At 72.1% G+C, this 16,308-nt stretch carries 15 protein-coding genes; 10 read left to right on the top strand and 5 right to left on the bottom strand.

Going from position 1 to position 16,308, the window contains the following annotated elements; genetic code table 11:
• Positions 1–60 precede the first annotated feature (60 nt).
• The 5 genes from RGQ06_RS01750 to RGQ06_RS01730 all read left to right on the top strand — a co-directional run bounded on the left by RGQ06_RS01750 (position 61) and on the right by RGQ06_RS01730 (position 5,642).
• Positions 61–1,404 carry an alkaline phosphatase PhoX gene (locus tag RGQ06_RS01750; protein WP_432428504.1) on the top strand — a complete coding sequence of 448 codons (1,344 nt, stop codon included), beginning with the start codon at positions 61–63 and terminating at the stop codon, positions 1,402–1,404.
• Positions 1,405–1,480: 76 nt separating this feature from the next.
• Positions 1,481–2,638: an SPFH domain-containing protein gene (locus RGQ06_RS01745; protein ID WP_432428503.1), complete on the top strand. Its 1,158-nt coding sequence runs from the start codon at positions 1,481–1,483 to the stop codon at positions 2,636–2,638.
• The gene (locus RGQ06_RS01740; RefSeq protein WP_432428502.1) at positions 2,635–3,855 is read left to right on the top strand and encodes a hypothetical protein; all 1,221 of its coding nucleotides are present in this window, start codon (positions 2,635–2,637) and stop codon (positions 3,853–3,855) included. The genes RGQ06_RS01745 and RGQ06_RS01740 overlap by 4 nt, the downstream gene beginning before the upstream one ends.
• Positions 3,852–4,502, top strand: a complete 651-nt coding sequence (locus tag RGQ06_RS01735; RefSeq protein WP_432428501.1) for a hypothetical protein — start codon at positions 3,852–3,854, stop codon at positions 4,500–4,502. The genes RGQ06_RS01740 and RGQ06_RS01735 overlap by 4 nt, the downstream gene beginning before the upstream one ends.
• 45 nt (positions 4,503–4,547) lie before the next feature.
• A complete protein-coding gene (locus tag RGQ06_RS01730; protein ID WP_432428500.1) occupies positions 4,548–5,642 on the top strand; it encodes a CapA family protein in 1,095 nt (364 codons plus the stop codon).
• Positions 5,643–5,649: 7 nt separating this feature from the next.
• Here the strand turns inward: RGQ06_RS01730 and RGQ06_RS01725 are convergent, their stop codons facing one another.
• Positions 5,650–6,420 (bottom strand): SDR family NAD(P)-dependent oxidoreductase, encoded by a 771-nt coding sequence (locus tag RGQ06_RS01725; RefSeq protein WP_432428499.1) that lies wholly within the window; start codon positions 6,418–6,420, stop codon positions 5,650–5,652.
• Between the two features lie 138 nt (positions 6,421–6,558).
• Here RGQ06_RS01725 and RGQ06_RS01720 point away from each other — a divergent pair, with 138 nt between their 5' ends.
• The 3 genes from RGQ06_RS01720 to RGQ06_RS01710 are packed head-to-tail and all read left to right on the top strand — an operon-like array spanning position 6,559 to position 8,635.
• Positions 6,559–7,860: an acyl-CoA dehydrogenase family protein gene (locus RGQ06_RS01720; RefSeq protein ID WP_432428498.1), complete on the top strand. Its 1,302-nt coding sequence runs from the start codon at positions 6,559–6,561 to the stop codon at positions 7,858–7,860.
• Complete coding sequence (locus tag RGQ06_RS01715; RefSeq protein ID WP_432428497.1) at positions 7,857–8,219, top strand: DUF952 domain-containing protein; 363 nt, start codon at positions 7,857–7,859, stop codon at positions 8,217–8,219. Before RGQ06_RS01720 ends, RGQ06_RS01715 begins: the two co-directional genes overlap by 4 nt.
• Entirely contained in the window at positions 8,216–8,635 is a 420-nt protein-coding gene (locus tag RGQ06_RS01710; RefSeq protein ID WP_432428496.1) for a c-type cytochrome, read from the top strand. Before RGQ06_RS01715 ends, RGQ06_RS01710 begins: the two co-directional genes overlap by 4 nt.
• Positions 8,636–8,680: 45 nt before the next feature.
• On the opposite strand, the gene RGQ06_RS01705 is transcribed toward RGQ06_RS01710, so the two are convergent.
• Entirely contained in the window at positions 8,681–10,144 is a 1,464-nt protein-coding gene (locus RGQ06_RS01705) for an AMP-binding protein (RefSeq protein ID WP_432428495.1), read from the bottom strand.
• Positions 10,145–10,194: 50 nt separating this feature from the next.
• On the opposite strand from RGQ06_RS01705, the gene RGQ06_RS01700 reads away from it, so the two are divergent.
• Positions 10,195–11,745 carry an AMP-binding protein gene (locus tag RGQ06_RS01700; protein ID WP_432428494.1) on the top strand — a complete coding sequence of 517 codons (1,551 nt, stop codon included), beginning with the start codon at positions 10,195–10,197 and terminating at the stop codon, positions 11,743–11,745.
• 6 nt (positions 11,746–11,751) lie between these two features.
• On the opposite strand, the gene corA is transcribed toward RGQ06_RS01700, so the two are convergent.
• Both corA and RGQ06_RS01690 read right to left on the bottom strand, forming a co-directional pair.
• Complete coding sequence (corA, locus tag RGQ06_RS01695) at positions 11,752–12,846, bottom strand: magnesium/cobalt transporter CorA (RefSeq protein ID WP_432428493.1); 1,095 nt, start codon at positions 12,844–12,846, stop codon at positions 11,752–11,754.
• Complete coding sequence (locus RGQ06_RS01690) at positions 12,843–13,787, bottom strand: NAD(P)H-dependent flavin oxidoreductase (protein WP_432428492.1); 945 nt, start codon at positions 13,785–13,787, stop codon at positions 12,843–12,845. Before RGQ06_RS01690 ends, corA begins: the two co-directional genes overlap by 4 nt.
• Before the next feature lie 108 nt (positions 13,788–13,895).
• On the opposite strand from RGQ06_RS01690, the gene RGQ06_RS01685 reads away from it, so the two are divergent.
• Positions 13,896–15,311 (top strand): hypothetical protein, encoded by a 1,416-nt coding sequence (locus RGQ06_RS01685; protein WP_432428491.1) that lies wholly within the window; start codon positions 13,896–13,898, stop codon positions 15,309–15,311.
• A 61-nt stretch (positions 15,312–15,372) separates the two neighbouring features.
• On the opposite strand, the gene RGQ06_RS01680 is transcribed toward RGQ06_RS01685, so the two are convergent.
• Positions 15,373–16,239 carry an LLM class F420-dependent oxidoreductase gene (locus tag RGQ06_RS01680; RefSeq protein ID WP_432428490.1) on the bottom strand — a complete coding sequence of 289 codons (867 nt, stop codon included), beginning with the start codon at positions 16,237–16,239 and terminating at the stop codon, positions 15,373–15,375.
• Positions 16,240–16,308 lie beyond the last annotated feature (69 nt).

Raw genomic sequence — 16,308 nt, 5'->3', positions numbered from 1 at the left:
CGGCCCGGAGGCGGGCACCCGGAGGCAGGAAAGACGTGATCGGAGCGGGAAGTGTCGCCCGTGGATCGCCGTCGCTTCCTCCTCCTGTCGCTGGCCGCCAGTGGCTCGCTCACCGTCGGCCGGGGCGCGCTGGTCCAGGCCTTCGCCGCGCCGGCCGAGCCCGGCGCCAGCCCGTTCGGCCCGCTGCTCGAGCCCGACGCCAACGGCCTCCGGCTGCCGGCCGGGTTCAGCTCCCGGGTGATCAAGCAGTTCGGCCTGCCCATCGGACCGACCGCCGAGACGGCGATGCCGTTCCCCGACGGGGCCGCCACCTTCCCGACCGACGACGGCGGATGGATCCTCGTCTCCAACTCCGAGAACCCGCCGCCGGTCGACGCCCCCGACGTCACCGGGCTGGGCATCACCGGCCTCGGTGGCGCCCAGGCCATCGTGTTTGCGCCGGACGGCACGATCATCGACGCCTACGCCATCCTCACCGGGTCCCGGTCGAACTGCGCCGGCGGGGCGACACCGTGGGGCACGTGGCTGTCCTGCGAGGAGGTCGACGACCCGGTCGACGCGGCGAGGTCGGGCAAGGTGTTCGACTGCGACCCGACGGGCGAGCGCCCGGCGGTGGACCTGCCCGCCCTCGGCCGCTTCAAGCACGAGAACGCCACCGTGGACCCGGAGCGCCAGCACCTCTACCTGTCCGAGGACATCGACGACGGCTGCTTCTACCGCTTCACGCCCGCGCGCTACCCCGACCTCAGCGAGGGTGTGCTCGAGGCGGCGAGCCTCGCCGACGACGGCACCGTCACCTGGCTCGAGGTGCCGGACCCGGCCTGCGTCGGTGGGGTGCCGTGCCGCCGGCAGGCAGCGGCGACGCCGTTCGCGGGCGGGGAGGGCTGCGTCTACGACGACGGGAAGGTGTTCCTCACCACCAAGGGCGACGACCGGGTCTGGCTGTACGACGTGGTGGCCGAGACCATGGACGTGCTCTACGACGCCGGCGACTTCGATGAGCCGGTCCTCACCGGGGTGGACCACGTCATCGTGCAGCCCCGCACCGGCAACATCGTGGTGGCCGAGGACGGCGGCGACATGCAGGCGGTGATGATCCGCCGGGACGACTACGCGCTGTTCCCGATCCTGCAGATGACCGGGCCCCAGCACGGCCAGCAGCTGCCGTCCCCGCTCGATCCCGTCCCGATCTACTCGGAGGTGTCCGGCCTGGCGTTCAACCCCGCCGGCGACCGCCTCTACTGCAACTCCCAGCGCGGCTTCGGCGGCGGGGTCACCTACGAGATCCAGGGACCCTGGCTCGAGGCGCTCCGGCGACCGGCCCGTGGAGCCGGTCCGCCGACGTCGCTCCCGGTGCGCCCCGAGCGAGGTCGCGGTCGTCGGGACGGGCTCCCACCGACCTGAGGATGCAATACGCTCCTGCGCGCCGGGCGTGCCGACCGGCCACCCCCGTAGTCGAACGGCGCAGGAGGCGGTACCCGTGGGTCTGCTGGACAAGCTCAAGGGCGAACTCGTCGACATCATCGAGTGGCTCGACGACAGCCGCTCGACGCTCGCGTGGCGGTTCCCCCGCTACCAGAACGAGATCAAGCACGGCGCCCAGCTGATCGTGCGCGAGGGCCAGCGGGCCGTGTTCGTGTACCGGGGCCAGATCGCCGACGTGTTCGACCCGGGCGCGTACGAGCTGGTCAGCGAGAACCTGCCGATCCTGTCCACCCTGCAGGGCTGGAAGCACGGCTTCGACAGCCCGTTCCGATCCGAGGTGTACTTCCTCAACACCCGCCAGGTCACCGACCTGCGGTGGGGCACGCCGCAGCCCGTCACCGTCAGGGACCCGGACTTCAAGATGGTGCAGGTGCGGGCCAACGGCCTCTGCGTCGTGCGCATCGCCGATGCCGAGATCTTCCTGCGCGAGGTCATCGGGACGGACTCGGCGGTGGAGGCCGAGGAGATCACCGAGCTGCTCCGGCGCGTGATCACGCTCGCCTTCAGCGACATGATCATGGAGACCGGGCTCGGCGCCATCGACCTGCAGGGCCGCCAGGTCGAGCTGTCCGAGAAGCTGCGCGAGTTCGTGCAGGAGCGCGTCGACGACGAGTTCGGCCTCGAGATCACCTCGGTCACGATGAACATCTCGCTGCCCGACGAGATCACCCAGGCGATGACCCGGGGCGTCGCCCGAGGCGTCGAGGAGGGCGGCTACGCCCACAACGTCGGCGACATCGGCCGGCTGCAGCAGGTGCGGGCCGCCGATGCCATGCTCGCCGCCGCCGAGAACGAGGGCGGCGGGGTCATGGGCGACGCCATGGGGATGGGCATGGGCATCGCCATGGCCGGCCAGATGGCGAACCAGTTCGGCGCCGCGACCGGGCAGGCGCAGGGCCAGGGGCAGGGCGGGGCCGCAGCGCCGCCCCCGCTGCCCGGCCAGGCACTGTTCCACGTCGAGGTCGACGGCCAGGCCACCGGGCCCTACAGCGTCCAACAGCTCCAGGCCGGCGTCGCCGCCGGCCAGGTCAACGCCGCCACCCTCGTGTGGTCCACCGGCATGGCCGAGTGGAAGCAGGCCAGCCAGGTGCCTGCGCTCGCCCCGCTCTTCGCCACGCCCCCGCCGCCGCCGCCCCCGACCTCGAGCGAATGACCCCGGAGCCGCCGCCCCTCCCCGAGGACACCGGGGCCGTGGTTCCGCCACCACCGGTCGGGCACGCCGAAGAGGTCGCCGAACGGCTGCGCGAGCGCGCCCTGCTGCACCGCACCGAGCAGACCCGGACCTACCCGTGCCTGCAGTGCGGCGGTGAGCTCGAGTGGCACATCGCCAAGCAGCTGCTGGTGTGCCCGTTCTGCGGCAACGAGCAGGAGGTGGTGCTCGGCGAGGACGACGAGGTCGTCGAGCAGGACCTGCACGAAGCCATGGCCGCGCTGGACGCCGGCGCCCTCACCAAGACCGGCTTGCAGGTCGCCGACGAGAAGGAGGTCGTCTGCCAGAACTGCGGCGGCCACACCACCTTCACCGGCACGCTCACCACCACCCGCTGCCCGTACTGCGCCACGCCCATCCAGCGTGACGACGTCCACGACGCGCCGGCCCGGCTGGCCGTCGACGGCGTGCTCCCGTTCCAGATCGACCGTCCCACGGCGGAGTCCGCCATCGGGGAGTGGATCAACAGCCGGTGGTTCGCCCCGAACGAGTTCAAGAAGTACGCCACGACCGGCGCGTTCAACAGCGTCTACTCCGCCTACTTCACCTACGACGCCTTCGCCACCACCCGCTACACCGGCCGCCGCGGCGATCACTACACGGTCACGGTCGGGTCGGGGGAGAACCGGCGCACGGAGGTGCGCACGCGCTGGCGCTACGCGGCCGGCACGGTCCAGAACGCGTTCGACGACGTCCCCGTCCCCGCCAACGAGGGGCTCGACCGCAAGCACGTCCAGGCCCTCGAGCCGTGGCCGACCGGCGACGCCCGGCCGTTCAGCGCGGAGTACCTCGCCGGTCACCTGAGCCGCACCTACGACCACGACGTGGTCGAGTGCTTCGCCCCGGCCAAGGCGCGCATGGAGGACGTCATCCGGGACACCGTGCGGCGCGACATCGGCGGTGACGTCCAGCAGATCACCTCGATGGGCGTGCACTACGAAGGGCTCACCTACAAGCACCTCCTGCTGCCGGTGTGGCTCCTCACCGTCCTCTACGGGGGCAGCCCGTTCCAGGTGTTCATCAACGGGGTCACCGGCGAGGTGCAGGGCGAGCGCCCGTACAGCAAGGTCAAGATCGCCCTCGCTGTCATCGCCGTCGCCATCCTTGCCCTGGTCGCGTGGTTCCTCCTCGGCTCGAGCGGGGAGGGAACCGCGACGTGACCACCTTCCTCATCGGACTGCTCATCATCGTCGTCGGCACCGTGGCCTACATCGCGCTGCGCAACGCGCAGGACTTCTCCGACGCCAACGAGGTGATCCCGGGCGTGCCGACCAGCGCTCCGAAGGAGTGGGCCGGCGCCCACTCGGTGGAAGCGCGGCTGCACCGTCGCCTCCGGGACTCGATGACCGCGCTGCGGGCCAACCGGAGCCTCGACGAGCCGGCCATGATCCAGGTCCGGGAGGCCCTCGAGCGCGAGGCCCTCGCCATCGACGACCAGCTGGTCGCGGCGGCCGCCCTCCCGGCCCGGGTGCGCGACGAGCCCCTGCGCCAGGTGGCCACGGCGGTCGAGTCCGTCGAGGCCACCGTGGCCGAGGTCGTCCTCCTGCGCGGGCCCGAGCGCACCAGCACCGAGGCCGCCATCGAGCAGGTCCGGACCCGCCTCGCCCTCGTGGCCGACGCGCGGGCCGAGCTGGACGCCCTTGGCACACCCTCCGCCGTGGAGCAGCTGCGCCGTGAGCTGGACCTGACTTCGCCGGCACCGCCCGAGCAGCAGCCCGCCCCCGAGCAGCGGCCCGCCACCGAACCGCCTCCCGCCCCAGAACCGCCGTCGGCGAGCGAGCCGCCCGAGGAGCAGCCCCCGGCCTGAGGGGGTGGCACGGCGGCGGCGCACGCCGTCGATAGCGTCGCCCCGATGCCCGGTCGCCACCTTCGACGAGGCCGCGGGTCCGTCCTGCGGGCGATCCTCGTCGTGGTCGCCGTGCTGGCCGTCGGCGCCGGCCTCGGCGCCGGTGGGTCCCTGCTGCTCGAGGAGCGGGCCGGCGACGAGCGCACCGACGTGCGAGGCGGCGACGCGACGGGGACCGCCGCGCTGGTGCCCGACCCCGGGCCGATCACGATCGCGCTGGTCGGCGACATCTCCCCGGGCTGGGCGCTGACCGACCGGCTCGGAGGCCCGCCCGAGGACCTCGTCGGACCGATCGCCGACGTCCTGCGAGCCGCCGACCTCGCGGTGGCCAACGTCGACGCACCGATCGTCACCGACCCCGACGAGACAGAGGTCGCCGCCGCGCCGCCCGAGGTGCTCGACGCCCTCGCCGCGTCCGGTGTCGACGTCGTGTCGGTGGCCAACGACCGCAGCCTGGACCTCGGTCCGGGGGGCGTCTACGAGCTGCTGGCCGCCGACGAGGGCCTCGGGGTCATCGTGGGCGTCGGCGCCGACGAGACCGACGCCTACCGGCCCTTCGTGCGCGAGGTGGGCGGCCACACGGTCGCGGTCATCGCCGCAACGCAGCTGCTCGACCCCGACCGCATCGCCACCGACACCGCCGGCCCCGACCAGGCGGGCGTGGCGTCGGCCAAGCGCGTCGACCGCCTGGTGGCCGAGGTCGAAGCCGCCCGGTCCGAGGCCGACACGGTGGTGGTGTACGTGCACTGGGGGACGGCGGGGGAGAGCTGCCCCGGCCCGGGACAGCAGGAGCTGGCCGCCGCGCTCGTCGCCGCCGGCGCCGACGTGGTCGCCGGTCCCGGGGCGGGCAGCCTGCAGGGTGCCGGCCGGGTCGGGAGCGCAGCCGTCGCCTACGGGCTCGGCCGCTTCCTCGCCGACGACCCGACCGATCCCCGGTCCGGCATCCTCCTCGTGCAGGTCGACGGGCGCGACGTACTGGACATCGAGTGGGTGCCGGCCGTGCGCTCCGCCGGGGTGCCGGAGGCGCTGGAGGGGTCGGAGGCGAGGGCAGCCGTCGCCGAGTGGGATGGGCTCCGGGAGTGCACCGACCTCGACCCGTGAGGGCGGGTCAGCGGGCGGTCCAGCCCCCGTCGACCGCGATGGTCTGTCCGGTGATGTAGGACCCGGCATCGGATGCCAGCAGCAGCAGCGGGCCGTCCAGCTCCGCGAGCTCGCCGGGCCGACCGAGCAGCGTGTTGCGGCGGATGTAACGCAGGCCGGCGTCCTCGCCGACGAACATGGCCTGGGTGAGCTCGGTCTCGAAGTAGCCCGGGGCGATGGCGTTCACCCGGATCCGGTGCTTGGCCCACTGGGCCGCCAGCTCGCGGGTCAGGTTGACGAGGCCGCCCTTGGACGCGGCGTAGGCGGCCTGGGCGTTGGGTGCCGCGGCGACGAGGCCGTGCACGGACGCGATGTTGATGACCGAGCCGCCCTGCTCCTGGACGATCATCTGGCGGGCCGCGGTGGCGGCGAGCACGAAGCAGGCGTTCATGTTCACGTCGACCACGTGGCGGAACAGGGCCGGGTCCTCGTGCTCGGCCGGGGTGACGGCGTCGGTGGTGCCGGCGTTGTTCACCACGATGTCGATGCGGCCGTGGTCGGCGACCGCGCGCTCGACCAGGGCCTCCAGCTGGGCGTCGTCGGCGACGTCGCAGGCGGCGGCGTGGATGCGCTCGCTGGTGGCGGCCAGGTCCTCGAGCCGGTCGACCCGGCGGGCGGCGGCGAGGACGACCGCCCCCTGCTCGGCGAGCACCTGGGCGAAGCGATGGCCGATGCCGCTCGAGGCGCCGGTCACGATCGCCACCCGGCCGTCGAGGCGGAAGTCGGTGCTGAGAGCCATGCGGGGGTTTCTACTGAAGCAGCCCGCGAACCGACGGGTCGGAACCGGGACGAGGGGTGGGTGGGACGTCGTTGGGCCTACATTCGACGGAGGGCCCCCAGGGACGGGGCCGACCACGTACGAGAGGACGCACCCACCATGGGCACCCCTGAAGAACCAGCCGAGCTGTTCGACCTGCGGATGAGCGAGGAGGCCAAGCCGCTGCTGAAGCGGGTCACGCAGTTCCTCGAAGAGGTCGTGGCGCCGATGCAGGAGGAGTACTTCAAGCTCGGCGAGAACCGGGAGAACCGGTGGGACTACGCGCCGGGTCAGCTCGAGCTGCTCGACGGCGCCAAGGCCAAGGCCCGGGAGGCCGGGCTGTGGAACTTCTTCCTGCCCGACTCCGAGGTGGGCGGCCTGTCCAACCTCGACTACGCCTACATCGCCGTCGAGCTCGGCAAGTACCCGCTCGGCTCCGAGAGCCTCAACTGCTCCGCCCCCGACACGGGCAACATGGAGGTGCTCGAGCGGGTCGGCACGCCAGAGCAGAAGAAGCAGTGGCTCGAACCGCTGCTCAACGGGGAGATCCGCTCCGCCTTCGCCATGACCGAGCCCGACGTGGCCTCCTCCGACGCCAAGAACGTCCGGCTGCAGGCGATCAAGGACGGCGACGAGTACGTCCTCAACGGTGAGAAGTACTACATCTCCGGCGCCGGCGACCCCCGCTGCAAGATCATGATCGTCATGTGCCAGACGGATCCGGACGCACCGCCGCATCGGCAGCAGTCCCAGATCCTCGTCCCGATGGACACGCCGGGCGTGGAGATCCTCGGCCCGATGCACGTCTTCGGCCACGACGACGCCCCGCACGGCCACATGCACCTGCGCTTCACCGATGTGCGCGTGCCCACCTCGAACATGCTGCTCGGCGAGGGTCGCGGCTTCGAGATCAGCCAGGTCCGCCTCGGCCCCGGCCGGATCCACCACTGCATGCGGGCCATCGGCCAGGGCGAGAAGGCCCTCGAGCTGCTGATCCGGCGGGCCAAGTTCCGCGAGGCGTTCGGCAAGCCGATCCTGAGCCTCGGCAAGAACATGGAGACGGTCTCGCGGGCGCGCATCGAGCTCGACGCCTGCCGGCTCATGGTGCTCAAGGCGGCCAAGGCCATGGACGTGCTCGGCAACCAGGAGGCCCGGGTCTACGTCAGCGCGGTCAAGGCCATGGTCCCGGAGAAGATCTGCCAGATCATCGACGAGGCCATCCAGGTCCACGGTGCCACCGGCGTCTCGGAGTGGACCCCCCTCGCCGGCATGTACACGTCCCAGCGCACCCTGCGCCTGGCGGACGGCCCCGACGAGGTGCACCACTTCGTCGTCGCCCGCCACGAGACCGCCCAGTACAGCGAGCCGGCCCCGGTCGGGCCGAGCAACGAGGCCGAAGGCATCTTCGCCGGACCGGCTTGAGCGACGTCCCTGGCCCGCTCCTGCACCTCGCCGTGGCGGGGGAGTGGGAGCGGGCGCGGGCTCGCGGCTCCTACCAGCGCTCGACGATCGACACCTCCCTCGAGGAGGAGGGCTTCATCCACTGCTCGTTCCCCGAGCAGGTGCAGGCCACGGCCGACCGCTACTACCGCGGCCGGGACGACATCGTGCTGCTGCGCATCGACCCGGACCGGCTGGACGTCGACGTCGTGGTGGAGGAGGCGCGCAGCGGCGAGCGGTTCCCCCACGTCTACGGGCCCATCCCCGTCGATGCCGTGACGTCGGCCGAGCCCGTGCCGATGGGCCCTGACGGACGGCTGGACCTGGGGAGGAACCGATGACCGCTGCGCGGAACCGCACCACCTCGTGGGCGATCCCGGTCGTCGTGGTGGCGCTCGCCGCCGTGGTGGCCGTGGTGCTCGTCGTCAGCGGCGGCTCCTCCGAGGAGCCACCCGCCCCCGGCTCCCCCGAGGAGCTGGCCCTCGGTGAGGAGGTGTTCGAGCAGAGCTGCGCCACCTGCCACGGCGAGGGGTTGCGCGGCGGGCTGGCCGGGCCGCCGCTGCTGCACGAGATCTACGCGCCCGACCACCACCCGGACTCCGCGATCCGCGCCGCCGTCGCCCAGGGCGTCCAGCCCCACCACTGGGACTTCGCCGCCATGCCACCGATCCCGGACCTGTCCGAGGCCGACGTCGATGCGGTCATCGCCTACATCCGCGACACCCAGCGGCAAGCCTGGGGCGGCGACACCCCCTGAGGGCCACCCACCCCTGCGAACTGGCAGTGCTGACGTCGCGCCCCGTCAGCCCAGCTGCTGGCGGAGCACCGCCTTCTGCACCTTGCCCATCGCGTTGCGGGGCAGCTCGTCGACCACGACGAGGCGGCGGGGGCGCTTGAACCGGGCCAGGCCCTCGCAGGCGTCGAGCACCGCGGCCTCGTCCAGGGGCCCGTCGGCGACGACCACGGCGACGACGGCCTCACCGAGGTCCGGGTCGGACACCCCGATGACCGCGGACTCGTCGACCCCGGGGGCCTGGTCGAGGACCAGCTCGATCTCCTTCGGGTACACGTTGTAGCCGCCGGAGATGATGAGGTCGCTGGCCCGCCCCGCCAGGGTGAGGCGGCCGTCCTCGTCCAGGTGGCCGACGTCGCCGGTGACGAAGAAGCCGTCGGCTCGCATGGCCGCCGCGGTCGCATCCGGCCGGTTCCAGTAGCCGAGGAACAGGTTCGGTCCCCGGACCTCGACGGTCCCCGATGTCCCCGCTGGCACCGGCGCGCCATCGCCGTCGGCGACGCGCAGCTCGATGCCGTCGAGGGCGTATCCGACCGTGCCGGCGACGCGATCGCCGTCGTAGGGGTTCGAGGTCAGGATCATCGTCTCGGTCATGCCGTAGCGCTCGACGATGCGGTGACCGGTGCGCGCCGCGAACGCGGTGTGCTCGTGCGCCGGCAGGGGTGCGGAGCCCGAGGTGAACAGGCGCATGCCGGCGCAGCGCGCCGCGTCCAGGTCGGGATGGGCGAGGAGCCGGTGGTAGTGCGTCGGCACCCCCATGAGCACCGTGCTGCGGGACAGGTCGGCGACCACCGCGTCGACGTCGAAGCGTTCGTGCAGCCGGACGGCTGCGCCGACGGCCAGCGCGCAGTGCAGGGCGACGAACAGGCCGTGGACGTGGAACACCGGGAGCACGTGGACCAGCACGTCGTCGGGCTCGAAGCGCCAGGCGCGGACCAGGGCCCGGGCGTTGGACACGAGGTTCCCGCACGAGAGCATCGCTCCCTTCGGACGGCCCGTCGTGCCCGAGGTGTACAGCATCGCCGCCCAGTCGTCGCTCGACCGGGGGACCGGGGCCGTACCGGCAGAAGCGAACCCGGGGAGCGTGCCGTCGCCGCCGGTGCCGAGGGTCTCGGCGCGCACGCCCTCCGGTGCCGGGGCACCGGCCCGCCCGACGAACAGCGACGGGCGGGCGTCGTCGACGAGTCCGGCCACCTCGGAGGTGGTGTAGGCGGTGTTGATCGGCACGTGCACGGCGCCCGATCGCAGGCAGGCGAGGTAGAGGGCGACCGCATCGGCGGACTTGTCCACCTGCACGACCACCCGGTCACCGGCGTCCACCCCACACGCGCGCAGGGCGCCCGCCAGCTCGTCACTGCGCCGATCCAGGTCGGCGTAGGTCCAGACGTCGCCGTCGTCGAGGAGCAGGCAGGCACGGTCACCGTCGTGACCGGTGACCAGCATGGCGTAGGGGTCGGCAACCACGCCCCGCATCCTCGCACCCGCCGTGGGCCGCCCCGGCCCGGCCCCGTAGGCTCGGCGCCATGGCCATCGTCCACAAGAGCAAGTTCGCCGACGTCGACATCCCGTCGGTGCCCATCACCGAGTTCGTCCTGCGACGTGCTGACGAGCTCGCCGACCGCCAGGCGATCGAGGAGGTCGGGAGCGGACGTGGCTACACGTTCGGTGCGCTGAAGCAGGCCATCCACGCGCTGGCCGGCGGGCTCCAGGCCAAGGGCATCGGCCCGGGCAAGACGGTGGCGATCATGGCGCCGAACCTGCCCGAGTACGCCATCGTCTTCCACGGCGTCGCGGTCGCCGGCGGCACCAACACCACCATCAACCCGACCTACACCGCCGACGAGGTCCGTCACCAGCTGCAGGACTCCGAAGCCGAGCTGCTCGTCACGATCGGGATGTTCGTCGAGACCGCGCAGGCGGCCATCGAGGGCACCTCGGTCACCGAGATCGTGACCATGGACGGCGCCGAGGGCACGACCCCGCTCACCTCCCTGTTCGGCGACCCGATCGAGCAGGTCGAGGTCGACCCGATGGAGCACGTCGTCGTGCTGCCCTACTCCTCGGGCACCACCGGCCTGCCCAAGGGCGTCATGCTCACCCACCACAACCTGGTGGCCAACATCGCCCAGTGCGAGCCCGTCATCACCTACGGCGACGACGAGGTGGCCATCGCCGCCCTGCCGTTCTTCCACATCTACGGCATGCAGGTGCTGATGAACGGGCTGCTCGCCAACGGCGTGCGCGTCATCACCATGCCCCGCTTCGACCTCCAGCAGGCGCTCGAGGCGATCCAGGAGCAGAAGGTCACCCGCTTCTTCGCCGTCCCCCCGATGGTGCTCGCCTTCGCCAAGCACCCGCTGGTGGCCGAGTACGACCTGTCCTCGCTGCGCCAGGTGTTCTCCGGGGCCGCCCCGCTCGGCGCCGAGCTCGCCGAGGAGGCCGCGGCCCGCATCGGCACCGAGGTCGTCCAGGGCTACGGCATGAGCGAGCTGTCCCCCGTGTCCCACGCCACGCCGGCCGGTCAGTACAAGCCGGGCACCTCCGGGGTCACCGTGCCCAACACCGAGTGCCGCATCGTCGACGCCGACGGCGAGGACCAGGACGTCGGCGGCCGGGGCGAGCTGTGGGTCAGGGGCCCCCAGGTCATGAAGGGCTACCTGAACAACGAGGAGGCCACCCGCAGCACCATCGACGAGGACGGTTGGCTGCACACCGGCGACGTCGCCGAGCTCGACGAGGACGGGCACTTCTCGATCGTCGACCGGGTCAAGGAGCTCATCAAGTTCAAGGGCTTCCAGGTGCCGCCGGCGGAGCTGGAGGCGCTGCTCGTCAGCCACCCGGCCATCGCCGACGCCGCCGTCATCGGCATCCCCGACGAGGAGGCCGGCGAGCTGCCCAAGGCGTTCGTGGTCGTGGCCCCGGGCCAGGAGCTCACCGAGGACGACGTCAAGGCCTTCGTGGCCGGCAAGGTCGCCAACTACAAGCAGCTCCGCCTGGTCGAGTTCATCGAGGAGATCCCGAAGTCGGCCTCGGGCAAGATCCTGCGCCGCTTCCTCCGCGACGGCCAGGAGTAGCGACGCTCAGTCGGGCGCGTCGCCACCGTTCACGCGGCGGGTGGCGGCGCGCACCGGCTGCACCGCAGCCGAGGCCAGGCCTCGCCCGACCCGGCCCACGGCCCGCGCCGGCTTGAGCACCCGGCGCAGCTTCGGCCCGCCGATGAAGCCGCGGCGCACGAAGTAGAGCCAGAGGCCGATCGCGATGAGCACCATCGACCCGAGCGCCATGGGGTAGCCCCAGGACTCGTCCAGCTCGGGCATCCGCTGGAAGTTCATGCCGTAGATGCCGGCCACCAGCGTCATCGGCAGGAAGATGGCCGAGAACACGGTGAGCACCTTCATGACCTCGTTCAGGCGCTCGGCCGTCGCGCTGCGGTAGGTGTCGACGAGCGTGGCCACCATCTGGTGGGCGCTGTCGAGGGACTCGATCATGTGGGCGTGGTGGTCGAGCGCGTCGGCGAGGTCCCGGCCGGCGGGGCCGGTGCGATCGCTGTGGGACCGGGTCAGCAGCTCGAGCATGCGGCGCTGGGGTGACAGGCTCCGGCGGAGCAGCGCGATGTCGCGCCGCAGCGCGTGGATGTCGGGGAGGACGGCGGGGTCGCCCTCGACCGCGCCCTCCTCGAGGTCGAGCACCTGGGCGTCGACGTCGTCGAGGAGCGGCAGGTACCGCTCGCCGACGAGCTCGAACAGGCGGCAGGCCAGGTGGAACGGGCCGTCGAGGGTGAAGTCGTCCCGGTGGATCCGCTCGGTGAGCACGTCGATGCTGCGAACGGCGCCGGCGTGGACCGTGATGATCCAGTCCTTCCCGACCACCACGTCGACCTCGGTGGTGCGCAGCACGTCGGCGTCCGGCGCGAGGGCGTGGACCACGAACACCTTGTAGCGGTCGAGGTCGTCGAACTTCGGGATCTGCTGCTCGAGCAGATCCTCCCGGGTGATGCGGTGCAGCTCGAAGCGCTCGGCGATCTCGTGGGTGCGAGCCTCCGACGGCGACTGCAGGTCGAGCCAGAACCAGCCGCCCTCGATCTCGTCGATCCGGTGGTCGGGCAGCTCCGATCGGCGGCCGTCGGCGTCGACGTGGAACAGCCGGCTCCGGGCTTCGGCGGCGATGTCGGTCACGTGGCGGCTCCGTACCTGCCCAACCGGGCGATGGTCTCGTGGAACCCGGCCACGCACTCGTCGATGATCTCGGCCACAGGCCGGACGGCGTCGATGCGGCCGGCCACCTGCCCCGTGAGCGCGACGCCCGCTTCGAGGTCCCCGCCGAAGTAGAGGTCGAGCACCGAGCCGAACGCCTCGCCGAGGTCCACCGAGTCCTGGCGCTCCAGCTCGGTGGTGCGCTCGGTCCGCAAGGCCCGGAGGCCGGGGCGGCTGTGCCGGTTGAGGAACACGGTGTCGGTCTCGGCGGCACCGACGATGGCCTGCTTCCAGTTGTCGTGCACGGGCGACTCGGCTGCCGACACCATCCGGGTGCCCATCTGCACGCCCTCGGCGCCGAGGGCGAAGGCCGCCGCCATCGTCGGGCCGTCGACCATCCCGCCGGCCGCGATGATCGGCACGTCGGTGTGCTGGGCCACGAGGGGCAGCAGGACCATGGAGGCCACGTCGCGGGGGTTCTTGAAGCCGCCGCCCTCGCCACCCTCGACGACCAGGCCGTCGACGCCGGCGTCGAGGGCCTTCAGGGCCCCCTGCAGGGTGGGCACGACGTGGAAGACGGTGAGGCCGGCGTCCTTGAGCTGGGCGGTGTACTTGGTCGGGTCGCCGGCGGAGGTGGTCACGAAGCGCACGCCCTGGTCGACGACGAAGTCGACGATGCCGGGGTCGCGCACGAACGCCTGAGCGATGTTCACGCCGAAGGGCTTGTCGGTGAGGTCCCGCATCTTGGCGATCTCGGCCTTGACGTTGTCGAGCTCGCCGGAGGAGGTCTCGATGATCCCGAGGCCTCCGGCCTCGGACACCGCCGCGGCGAGCTGGGACCGGGCGATCCACCCCATGGGAGCCTGGATGATCGGCACATCGATGCCGAGGAGGTCGGTGATGCGCGTGGAGATGCGGGCCATGGCGTCGGAGCGTAGGGGCGCCGGCGACCGGGTGGTGACGGCGGGACCGCCGCGGCGACCCGGTACCGTCGACCGTTCGCTCCGGTCCACACCCCCTGGGAACCGCACGTGTCCGATCTGCCCCCACCGCCACCCCCGCCCGGCCGCCCCGGCTACCCCGCCGGCCCGCCGGTCGCACCGCCGGGCGGCTCCCCGCCGTCACCACCGGCCTCGTCGCCGTCCTCGAGCTGGACGCCGGACGAGGAGCCCCGGCCCCCGCGCGGTCGCCGCGTCAGCATCGTGCTGGCCATCGGGGCGGTCCTCGCCCTGCTCGCTGCCACCATCGTCGTCATCACCCGCGACGGTGACGATCCGCAGCCCGCAGCTGCGCCGCCCACCACGGCGGCCGGCGGCGAGGACGACCAGCCACCGGCGAGCGCCCCGACCACCGAGCCGGCGGGGCCGCCCCTGTCCCAGGACGAGCTCGAGGTCCTGGTGGAGGAGCTGCAGGCCTTCGTCGCCGAGGCCCGCGGGCTGGAGTTCATGGAGCCGGTCGCGGTCGAGCTGGCCGACGGTGACGCCTTCCAGTCCCGCCTGCTCGAGGACTTCGAGGAGGATGCCGACCAGATCGCCGACGTCGAGGTGTTCTACAAGGCGCTCGGGCTGCTCGATCCGGGGGCCGATCTGCTCGAGGAGCTGCGGGCGATCTACTCCGCCGGCGTGCTCGGCTTCTACGACCCCGAGACCAACGAGCTGGTCGTGCGGGGCGCGTCGCTGACCCCCTACGTCCGCAAGACGATCGTGCACGAGCTCGTGCACGCCCTCGACGACCAGCACTTCGAGCTCGATCGCCCGGAGTACGACGACCGCAAGGACGAGATCGCCACCGGGTTCACCGCGGTCGTGGAGGGCAACGCCCGGCGGATCGAGCAGCAGTGGATCGACGAGCAGCCCGAGGACGTGCAGCAGCAGGCCGCCGCCGAGGAGCGCGCGTTCGCGGACGGCATCGACGTGGAGGCCTTCCCCGAGATCCTCCTCTTCGAGATCGGCGCTCCCTACGAGCTGGGCAAGATCTTCGTGGACGCCATCATCGGCGAGCGGGGCGACCGTGCCGTGGACGCTGCCCTCGAGGATCCGCCGACGACGTCGGAGCAGGTGCTCTTCCCGCCGCTGTACAGCGAGCGCCAGCCGCGCGTCGAGGTCCCGCCCCCGCCCGCCGACGGCGAGGTCGTCGACGACGGCGTGGTCGGCACGCTGTTCTGGTTCGGCCTGTTCACCACCGGTGACACCACCGTGCCGCCCCAGGATGCCTTCGCTGCCATCCAGGGCTGGGGCGGCGACTGGGCCGTGACGTGGATGGACGGCGACGCCGCCTGCGCCCGCATCGATGTCGTCGGCGACACCCAGGAGGACACCGACGAGCTCGAGGACGCCCTGCGCGCCTGGGCCGAGGAGAGCGCAGCAGCCCAGATCAGCATCGTCGACGAGCGCGTGCGGGTCGACAGCTGCGTGGCCGGCGCCGGCGCCGTCCCACCCCAGGTCTGAGTGTCGCCTTCGGCGACCTCGAGTTCCTCGGCTGAGCCTCGGAACGTCGCCTGCGCACTGGTCAGGCGTTGGAGATGACCTCGTCGCCGTAGCGCTTCAGGGCGTCGGCGGTGTCGCCCCAGAACGCGAAGGCCGGGACCATGATGCGGTCGACGCCCACGTCGGCGAGCTCCTTGGCGGCCTGCAGCGCGCCGCTGCCGATGGTCGCACCGCCGGCGGTGAACTCGATCGCATCGGGGTCGCGGCCGTGCTCGCGAGCGGTCTCGCGCACCAGGTCGAAGCTGCGGGCCAGCTCCTGCGGGTTGCCCTTGCCGGGGAAGAACCCGTCGCCGAGGCGGCCGGCCCGGCGGGCGGCGATGTCGGTGTGCCCGCCGACGTGCACGGGGATGGACCCGTTCACCGGCCGGGGGCGGGAGATGCACTCGTCGAAGCTGGTGAACTCGCCGTGGTACGTGGCCTTCTCCTCGCTCCACAGGGCTCGCATGGCGGCGATGTTGTCGTCGGTGCGCTTGCCCCGCTCGGAGAAGGGCACGCCGATGGCGTCGAACTCCTCCTCGAGCCAACCGACGCCGATGCCGAGCTCCATGCGCCCGCCGGAGAGGTGGTCGAGCGTGGCGAGCTCCTTGGCCAGCACGACGGGGTTGCGCTGGGGGACGATGAGGATGCCCGTCGCCAGCCGGATGGTGGAGGTGGCCGATGCGACCCAGCTGAGCCAGATCAGCGGGTCGGGGATGTCGAAGTCCTCGCCGCCGGGCATCTTCCCGGACGGGTCGTAGGGGTAGGGCGAGTCGTAGCCCGAAGGTACGACGACGTGCTCGACGGTCCAGAGCGACTCGAACCCGGCTTCCTCGGCGGCGACCGCCATCTCGGCGGCGGCGTCACCGTTGGCGAAGGGCCCGGTGTTGGCGAAGATGATCCCGAACTTCATGGCGCCGGACCGTACTCGCCCGGCCCCTCCTCGTTCGGTGGTCCCGATCGGACCACGTGCGGTCGGATC

Source organism: Salinilacustrithrix flava (genome assembly GCF_041228405.1).
Taxonomy (GTDB): domain Bacteria; phylum Actinomycetota; class Acidimicrobiia; order Acidimicrobiales; family Salinilacustritrichaceae; genus Salinilacustrithrix; species Salinilacustrithrix flava.
The sequence above is the reverse complement of the archived record's forward strand: the minus strand, read 5'-3'. Positions and strand labels throughout refer to the sequence as shown.